We start from the raw sequence: 8,265 nt of genomic DNA on the forward strand, positions 1-8,265 counted from the left end.
AATTTCAACCCAGAGTGTGCGGCCGCCTCGAAATTCACCGTGGTTGAGGTTGAGGAAATTGTGGAAGTGGGCGCGCTCGATCCAAACTTTATTCATACCCCTGGTATCTACGTGCAGCGGGTTGTGTTGAATGCCAATCCTGAAAAGCGGATTGAAAAACGTACCCTGGCGACCCCGGCACAATAAGGAGAAGAACAAATGGCATGGAATCACGATGAAATGGCAGCACGCGCGGCGCGTGAGTTGCAAGACGGTTTTTATGTGAACCTGGGTATCGGTTTGCCCACTTTGGTCAGTAACCACATTCCTGAGGGCATGGATGTGATGCTGCAAAGCGAGAACGGCTTGTTGGGCATTGGACCATTTCCGACCGAGGCGCAAGTGGATGCCGATTTGATCAATGCGGGCAAGCAAACCGTGACCACACTGGATGGATCTGCATTCTTTTCGAGCTCGGAATCGTTCGCAATGATTCGAGGCGGGCACATCAATTTGGCAATTTTGGGTGCCATGCAGGTCAGTCAGCGCGGCGATTTGGCCAACTGGATGATTCCGGGCAAGCTGGTAAAGGGCATGGGCGGCGCCATGGATCTGGTCGCAGGTGTGTCGCGTGTTGTGGTGCTGATGGAGCATGTGGCCCGCAAGAAAGACGGGACCACAGACTTGAAAATTCTGCCCGAATGCACTCTGCCTTTAACAGGCAAGGGCGTGGTCAACCGCATCATCACTGACCTTGCGGTCATGGATGTGACTGCCGAAGGTTTGGAGGTACTGGAAATAGCACCGGGTGTTTCTAGAGAAGAACTCCAAGAAAAAACAGGCTGTGAACTGAAGTTTGCTTAAGTTCATTGGCATGGACCAAGCGGGCTCAGTTATAATTCTGCTTTCAAACAGTGCCTGATTCATTCAATCAGGCGCCCAACTGAGCGCCCAACTGAGCGCCGCCTGGCACTATGACCAAATATGTATTTGTTACTGGCGGGGTTGTCTCGTCCCTTGGCAAAGGTATTGCCGCAGCATCTTTGGCCGCGATTCTCGAAAGTCGTGGCCTGAAAGTCACCATGCTCAAACTGGACCCGTACATCAACGTGGATCCAGGCACGATGAGCCCGTTCCAGCACGGCGAGGTATTTGTCACCGAAGACGGTGCAGAAACCGATCTGGACTTGGGGCACTACGAGCGCTTCATTTCTACGAAAATGAAGAAGTCCAATAACTTCACCACAGGTCAGATTTACGAATCTGTGCTGCGCAAAGAGCGCCGTGGTGAATACCTTGGCAAAACAGTACAGGTGATCCCCCACATTACCAATGAAATTCAGGCTTTCATCGAGAAGGGCGCGCGCGCAGCCTGGGGTGGAGAAACTGATGTGGCCATTGTTGAGATTGGCGGAACGGTAGGCGACATCGAATCTTTGCCTTTCCTTGAAGCCGTTCGTCAAATGAGCTTGCGTCTTGGTCGCAACAGTGCCTGTTTTGTGCACCTGACATTGGTGCCGTTCATCGCGTCTGCCGGCGAGTTGAAAACCAAGCCCACCCAGCATAGCGTTCAAAAACTGCGCGAAATCGGCATTTTCCCAGATGCATTGCTGTGTCGCGCTGACCGTCGAATTCCTGACGATGAGCGCGCCAAAATTTCCATGTTTTCGAACGTTCAACTGGAAGCGGTGATCTCGGTTTGGGATGCAGACACGATTTACAAAATTCCGGCCATGCTGGAAGCCCAAAAGCTTGACGACATTGTGTTGGAAAAGCTGAACATTGAAGCACCTCGTGCCGATTTGTCGAAGTGGGCTGAAATTGTGTATGCGCAAGAGAACCCTGCGCAGAACATTACGATTGGCATGGTAGGCAAGTATGTTGACCTGACAGAGTCCTACAAATCCTTGATTGAGGCCCTGAATCATGCGGGCTTGCACACCCGAACCAAGGTGAATATCAACTACATTGATTCAGAAGAAATCGAAGCCAATGGCACTGAAAGCCTGAAAAAGCTTGATGCGATTCTGGTTCCCGGTGGTTTCGGCAAGCGCGGCACAGAAGGCAAGATCAAAGCCATTCAATACGCCCGTGAAAACAAAGTGCCTTATTTGGGCATTTGCTTGGGCATGCAGTTGGCGGTGATTGAATTTGCGCGCCATTGTGCGGGTTTGCCAAAAGCCAATTCGACCGAATTTGACAGCCTTGCCGACACCCCAGTGGTTGCTTTAATCACCGAGTGGAAAGACAGCACGGGCAAAGTTGAATTGCGGACTGATCAAAGCGATTTGGGTGGCACCATGCGCCTTGGTTCACAGCGTTGCCCGATTAAGCCCGGTACTCTGGCCGAGTCCATTTACGGTCCTGAAGTGAATGAGCGCCATCGTCACCGTTATGAGGTGAACAACAATTACGTGCCTCAACTTGAAGAGGCTGGCTTGCGCATTTCTGCCCGTACGCCGACCGAGGATTTGCCGGAAATCATGGAATTGCCCGATCACCCGTGGTTTTTTGGCGTGCAGTTTCACCCCGAGTTCACCAGCACCCCACGAGACAGCCACCCCTTGTTTTTGGCGTACGTGAAGGCTGCTTTGACCCACAAATTGGCCAAAGCGTTATAAGCTGAACCCAACAGGAGGACACCACATGAAACTATGCAATTTTGAAGTGGGTTTGGACAAACCTTTTTTCCTCATCGCTGGCCCATGCGTGATAGAAAGTGAGCAGATGGCCATGGACACCGCAGGTCAGCTCAAGGAAATCTGCGAGTCACTGGGTGTGCCTTTCATTTACAAAAGCTCGTACGACAAAGCCAACCGCAGTTCAGGCAAAAGCTTCCGTGGTTTGGGTATGGACAAGGGGCTGGATATTCTGGCCAATGTCAAGAAAACCCTGAACGTCAACATTCTGACCGATGTGCACGCAATTGAAGAAATTGCCGCGGTGGCCAGTGTGGTCGACGTTTTGCAAACCCCAGCGTTTTTGTGCCGCCAAACTGATTTCATTGAAGCAGTGGCCACGTGTGGCAAGCCAGTGAACATCAAGAAGGGTCAGTTTTTGGCGCCGGGCGACATGGTGAACGTGGTGGACAAAGCCCGCGCGGCTGCCATAGAGGCAGGCGGTGATGGCAAGAACATCATGGTGTGCGAGCGCGGTGTCAGTTTTGGTTACAACAACCTTGTTTCTGACATGCGCAGCCTGGCCATTATGCGCAACACTGGGTGCCCGGTTGTATTTGATGCCACGCACAGTGTGCAGTTGCCTGGCGGGCAGGGCACAGCAAGTGGCGGTCAGCGCGAATTCGTGCCTGTGTTGGCGCGTGCCGCTGTGGCCGTGGGTGTGGCTGGTTTGTTCATGGAGAGTCACCCTGACCCAGCCAAAGCGATGTCTGACGGCCCGAATGCCTGGCCCTTGCCCCGAATGAAGGCCTTGTTGGCCACATTGCAGGAACTGGACCGTTTGGTGAAGTCTGGCCCATTGGCCGAAACAGACCTGATGAAATAAACAGGCTGAACGTTAAAAACAGAATTTAATCAATCCAAGAGGAAACTATGAGCGCAATTGTTGACGTGATTGGTCGTGAGGTTATTGATTCTCGCGGCAATCCCACTGTGGAATGTGACGTGTTGCTGGAAAGTGGTGCAATGGGCCGTGCGGCCGTACCCTCTGGCGCGTCCACAGGTACTCGCGAAGCGGTTGAGCTGCGCGACGGTGACAAGTCCCGTTACCTGGGCAAAGGCGTATTGCGCGCGGTTGAAAACATCAACACCGAGATTTCCGAAGCGATTCTGGGTCTGGATGCGCAAGAGCAGGTGTTTCTGGATCAGAACCTGATCGACCTGGACGGCACTGAAAACAAGAGCCGTTTGGGTGCCAACGCCACCTTGGCGGTTTCCATGGCGGTGGCCCGTGCTGCAGCTGAAGAAACAGGCTTGCCTTTGTACCGTTATTTTGGCGGCATGGGCGGCATGAGCCTGCCAGTGCCCATGATGAACGTGATCAACGGTGGCGCGCACGCCAACAACAATCTGGATCTGCAAGAGTTCATGATTTTGCCCGTGGGCGCACCTTCTTTCCGTGAAGCGATTCGCTACGGCGCTGAAGTGTTCCATGCGCTGAAGAAAATCATTCACGACAAAGGCATGTCGACTGCAGTGGGCGATGAAGGCGGTTTTGCGCCTTCTGTGGCCAACCATGAGGCGGCCATTCAAATGATTATTCAGGCCATTGAAACTGCAGGCTTTGAACCAGGTACCCAAATTGCTTTGGGTCTGGATTGCGCAGCCTCCGAGTTCTACAAAGGTGGCAAGTACAAGCTGGCCGGTGAAGGCATGGAGCTAAGCTCGCAGGAATTCGCACACCTGCTGGAAAGCTGGTGCAACAAGTACCCAATCATTTCAATTGAAGATGGCATGGCTGAAGACGATTGGGACGGCTGGGCTTACCTGTCCAAAACCATGGGCCGCAAGGTACAGCTGGTGGGCGACGACCTGTTCGTGACCAACACCAAAATTCTTGCGGAAGGCATTGAGAAAAAAATTGCCAATTCCATTCTGATCAAGATCAACCAGATTGGTACCTTGACCGAAACATTCGCTGCCATTGAAATGGCCAAGCGTGCACGTTACACAGCGGTGATTTCTCATCGTTCGGGCGAGACCGAAGACAGCACCATCGCTGACATTGCAGTGGGCACCAACGCCATGCAAATCAAGACTGGTTCCATGAGCCGATCAGACCGCATTGCGAAGTACAACCAGCTGTTGCGCATTGAAGAAGACTTGGGTGACATCGCTTACTACCCAGGCCGCTCAGCCTTCTACAACCTGGATTAATCGATATTAATCGAAGGTGGCCCCGCAGTGCGGGGCCTTCTTGTATATGAACCCCCGGCTGATTTCACTCGTCCTCTTTGCTTTGTTGATTTTGCTTCAATACCCTTTGTGGTTTGGCAAAGGCGGGATGCTGCGCGTCAGTGATCTCGAAGATCAGCTTGAGCAGCAAAAACAGGTGAACGAAGCATTGAGACTGCGCAATCAGCAGCTCGAGGGCGATGTGCGCAGTTTGACCGAAGGCGTTGAGGCAATTGAAGAGCGTGCCAGAAATGATTTTGGCATGATCAAGAAAGATGAAGTTTTTATTCAATTGATTGAGCCGCGCAGCCAGCCAGCGGCTACGCCACCAGCTGCGGCAACACAATCTTCAAATTAGTGCAGGGTGGGCGGAAGGGGATCTTGTGAACCTTCGTTGTCAGGGCTTTCTGTAAAAAGTGCGTTGCAATCGGCTCGGGTAAACGAGTAATTTGCATTGCAGAAGTCACACTGAATTTCCACCGTCGGGTTCTCTGACAGAGCATCATCAAGTTCGGCTTGACCCAAGGTCACCAGCATTTTTCCCACTTTTTCGCGTGAACAGGTGCATTCAAAGTGTGCTTGACGTTCGGCCAACCCGTCAGGATCTTCCTCCCAAAAAAGGCGTTTGGCCAATTCATCGGTCTCTGTGCTCAGGTGTTCTTCGGTTTGCAGCGTATTAATCAGGGCCGTCAACCTGTCCCAACCGTCGGCGTCGAATGCTTTACTTGAAACCACACCACCATGTTGTGGCATTTGTTGAAGCATCAGGCCTGCTGCAGTATTGTGGTCCGAATTCAATATGAGGCGTGTTTCCAGCTGTTCGCTGCTGTGCATGTAAGCTTCCAGCGAATCAGCCACCGAAGTACCTGCAAGTGGCACAATGCCTTGGTAGGGGGCCTGGCCAGGCAGTCGGTTGCGCGGATCCAGGATAATTGCGCATATACCTTTGCCTGTGGCGTTGACAAGGTCTTTGAAGTCGGCATTTTCGGGGATTTTTGCATCTTCTGCCAATTTCACTGTTGCACGCAAACCCAAACGGCTATTACATTCTGCCACCAGCAATCGAATAGGACCGTCGCCCTGAATTTGAATAATCAGCGATCCTTCGAACTTCAGTGAGGCTGACAGCATGGTGCTGGCTGCAACCAGTTCACCCAGTACTTTTTGAACTGGCCGAGGGTAGTCATTGTTGTTAACTACCTGTTGCCATGCCTTGGAAAGATGTACCAAGTGCGCTCGGCAACTGGATTGATCAAAGATCAGGGTGCGTAGTGTGTCGGTCATGGGTACAAAAATTTGGCAAAAAATTAATCGTCAATTCGTTCAAGCGTTTCTTTGAACAGCTTGGCTTTTTGCACGTAGAAGGCTGCGCCAATCAGGCGGGCCACCTCATCGTCATTGAGGGTTCGGATTACTTTTCCGGGAGAACCGACCACCAGCGAGCGGTCAGGTATTTCTTTACCTTCAGTAATTAACGCGCCGGCGCCGATAATACAGTTTTTTCCGATCTTTGCGCCGTTCAGGACCACCGAACGAATGCCGATCAAACTGCCTTCGCCGACAGTGCAGCCATGTAAACAGGCTTGGTGCCCGACCGTCACATTTTTCCCCACCACCATGGGGTAGCCGATGTCGGTGTGCAACACTGCTCCTTCTTGCACATTGCTGCCCTCCATAATATGGATCAGTTCGTTGTCGCCGCGAATGGCTGCGAAATCCCAAACCGAGGTATTTTCATCAAGCCGTACTTTTCCGATGATGCTTGCCATTTCTGCCACATAAGCGCTGGAGTGCACGGTCGGCGCTTCGCCGTTGATTTTGTATTTGGCCACGTTTGTCTCCTGTCCTGGGGTGTTGCTGAGGTGTGTTTGCCTTAAAATAACATGCATCGAACCCTAGTGCAGTGTGGTGATGGGCAGTGAACTTGAACAAACTTTGAGACATGCCGCCTTGCGGGCTTTGGAGTGTAAAAACTCCATTGAGAAAGTGCGCCTGGTGTTGGCGATTGACGACCAACTGCCCATAGGCAATCAAGTCGAATTCTCGCCAGGCGTTGGTCGCCCAGACAAACCGGAGCTGGTACACCCCGCGCGCGTGCCTACACGCAAAGTCAGCCAGTCTGTGGGGCGGGGCATGCTGTTGCATTCACTGGCCCATATTGAGTTCAATGCAATTAATCTGGCGCTTGATTTGCTGGTTCGTTTTCCCTCAATGCCACATCAGTTCTATCTGGATTGGTTGAAAGTGGCCAAAGAGGAGGCTTATCACCACACGTTGTTGTGTGGCCGCATGGCTGCCTACGGCCTGAAGTATGGCGATTACCCCGCGCACGACGGTCTTTGGCAAATGGCTGAGAAAACCAAAGCCAGCCTGTTGGCCAGGCTTGCCTTGGTGCCGCGGCTTTTGGAGGCACGTGGGCTGGATGTTTCACCGACGATACGCGACAAACTGGCAGCGGCTGGCGACACGGAAAGTGCCGAAGTGCTGGACGTTATTTTGTGCGATGAAATTGGGCATGTGGCCATAGGCAACCGCTGGTTCAATGAAGTGTGCAACAATGAAATGCGCGAACCTATTGAAGCATTTGAGTATTGCCTGCGGGAGTACACCGCCCCGCAGCCGCGCTCACCCTTCAATTTCAAGGCCCGCGCTCAAGCAGGGTTTTCTGAAGAAGAACTGGCTTGGTTGATGCAAGTTGAATTGGAGCAATCGGCCCAATAAGCGGATTGCAAAAGTATGAGTACAGCAGCACCACTTTCAGCGAACCAACTTGATTGGAGTGACCCTCACTTGATCAATGCGGATTTGCATTGCCACTCCACAGTGTCCGATGGCACCCTCGAGCCCGAGGAACTTGCTGCCAGAGCAGCGGCCAACGGTGTACAAATTTGGTCTTTGACTGACCATGACGAGGTTAGTGGCTTGGCCCGTGCTGCGAGAGCGGCAGCGGAGCACAATCTGATTTTCATTCCTGGCGTAGAAATCTCGGTGACCTGGTCCGCTGTAACTTTGCACATTGTTGGCTTGAATGTGCAGTATGAGAACTCTCCGCTGGAGAAGGGCTTGGCCAGCGTGCGCAACGGGCGAACCGAGAGAGCTATTGAAATGTCACGTCAGCTTGAAAAGGTTGGCATTGAAGGTGTCTACGAAGGTGCCTTGAAGTATGTGGGCAACCCCAACCTGATTAGTCGAACTCACTTTGCCCGCTGTTTGGTTGAGCGCAAGGTGTGTGCTGATATTCGCGAAGTTTTTGAACGATTCCTGACGCCGGGTAAGCCCGGTTATGTACCCCATGAGTGGGCCAGTCTGAAGCAGGCTGTCGACTGGATTCTGGATTCAAATGGATTGCCGGTGATTGCACACCCGGGGCGCTATGATTTGAAACCCATGCAGATGGATGAGCTGGTTGAGCAGTTTGTCAAAATGGGGGGTG

At 52.4% G+C, this 8,265-nt stretch carries 10 protein-coding genes; 8 read left to right on the forward strand and 2 right to left on the reverse strand.

The window, feature by feature from the left end:
- From LMED105_RS15620 to ftsB, 6 genes are all read left to right on the forward strand, one after another.
- A partial coding sequence (locus LMED105_RS15620) for a CoA-transferase (RefSeq protein WP_008253218.1) occupies nucleotides 1-186 on the forward strand: 186 nt, incomplete at its 5' end.
- Nucleotides 187-198: 12 nt separating this feature from the next.
- Nucleotides 199-843: a 3-oxoacid CoA-transferase subunit B gene (locus tag LMED105_RS15625; RefSeq protein WP_008253220.1), complete on the forward strand. Its 645-nt coding sequence runs from the start codon at nucleotides 199-201 to the stop codon at nucleotides 841-843.
- Between the two features lie 110 nt (nucleotides 844-953).
- Nucleotides 954-2,600, forward strand: a complete 1,647-nt coding sequence (locus tag LMED105_RS15630; RefSeq protein WP_008253221.1) for a CTP synthase — start codon at nucleotides 954-956, stop codon at nucleotides 2,598-2,600.
- Nucleotides 2,601-2,625: 25 nt separating this feature from the next.
- Nucleotides 2,626-3,483: a 3-deoxy-8-phosphooctulonate synthase gene (kdsA, locus tag LMED105_RS15635; protein WP_008253223.1), complete on the forward strand. Its 858-nt coding sequence runs from the start codon at nucleotides 2,626-2,628 to the stop codon at nucleotides 3,481-3,483.
- Between the two features lie 47 nt (nucleotides 3,484-3,530).
- Complete coding sequence (gene eno, locus LMED105_RS15640) at nucleotides 3,531-4,814, forward strand: phosphopyruvate hydratase (protein ID WP_008253225.1); 1,284 nt, start codon at nucleotides 3,531-3,533, stop codon at nucleotides 4,812-4,814.
- 46 nt (nucleotides 4,815-4,860) lie between these two features.
- Nucleotides 4,861-5,190: a cell division protein FtsB gene (gene ftsB / locus LMED105_RS15645; protein ID WP_008253228.1), complete on the forward strand. Its 330-nt coding sequence runs from the start codon at nucleotides 4,861-4,863 to the stop codon at nucleotides 5,188-5,190.
- Here ftsB and LMED105_RS15650 read toward each other — a convergent pair.
- Nucleotides 5,187-6,116 carry an Hsp33 family molecular chaperone HslO gene (locus LMED105_RS15650; protein ID WP_008253230.1) on the reverse strand — a complete coding sequence of 310 codons (930 nt, stop codon included), beginning with the start codon at nucleotides 6,114-6,116 and terminating at the stop codon, nucleotides 5,187-5,189. The genes ftsB and LMED105_RS15650 overlap by 4 nt on opposite strands.
- 23 nt (nucleotides 6,117-6,139) lie before the next feature.
- Nucleotides 6,140-6,664: a gamma carbonic anhydrase family protein gene (locus LMED105_RS15655; protein WP_008253232.1), complete on the reverse strand. Its 525-nt coding sequence runs from the start codon at nucleotides 6,662-6,664 to the stop codon at nucleotides 6,140-6,142.
- A 79-nt stretch (nucleotides 6,665-6,743) separates the two neighbouring features.
- Here LMED105_RS15655 and LMED105_RS15660 point away from each other — a divergent pair, with 79 nt between their 5' ends.
- Both LMED105_RS15660 and LMED105_RS15665 read left to right on the forward strand, forming a co-directional pair.
- The gene (locus tag LMED105_RS15660) at nucleotides 6,744-7,553 is read left to right on the forward strand and encodes a ferritin-like domain-containing protein (RefSeq protein WP_008253234.1); all 810 of its coding nucleotides are present in this window, start codon (nucleotides 6,744-6,746) and stop codon (nucleotides 7,551-7,553) included.
- 15 nt (nucleotides 7,554-7,568) lie between these two features.
- A partial coding sequence (locus LMED105_RS15665; protein ID WP_008253236.1) for a PHP domain-containing protein occupies nucleotides 7,569-8,265 on the forward strand: 697 nt, incomplete at its 3' end.

Origin of the sequence: Limnobacter sp. MED105, from assembly GCF_000170915.1 — a bacterium.
Lineage (GTDB): Bacteria > Pseudomonadota > Gammaproteobacteria > Burkholderiales > Burkholderiaceae_B > Limnobacter.

What these genes read in the sequence shown, in the direction of transcription:
- LMED105_RS15625 (WP_008253220.1), top strand. Translation starts at nt 199, where the DNA reads ATGGCATGGAATCACGATGAAATGGCAGCACGCGCGGCGCGTGAGTTG.
- LMED105_RS15630 (WP_008253221.1), top strand. Translation starts at nt 954, where the DNA reads ATGACCAAATATGTATTTGTTACTGGCGGGGTTGTCTCGTCCCTTGGC.
- kdsA (WP_008253223.1), top strand. Translation starts at nt 2,626, where the DNA reads ATGAAACTATGCAATTTTGAAGTGGGTTTGGACAAACCTTTTTTCCTC.
- eno (WP_008253225.1), top strand. Translation starts at nt 3,531, where the DNA reads ATGAGCGCAATTGTTGACGTGATTGGTCGTGAGGTTATTGATTCTCGC.
- ftsB (WP_008253228.1), top strand. Translation starts at nt 4,861, where the DNA reads ATGAACCCCCGGCTGATTTCACTCGTCCTCTTTGCTTTGTTGATTTTG.
- LMED105_RS15650 (WP_008253230.1), bottom strand. Translation starts at nt 6,116, where the DNA reads ATGACCGACACACTACGCACCCTGATCTTTGATCAATCCAGTTGCCGA.
- LMED105_RS15660 (WP_008253234.1), top strand. Translation starts at nt 6,744, where the DNA reads ATGGGCAGTGAACTTGAACAAACTTTGAGACATGCCGCCTTGCGGGCT.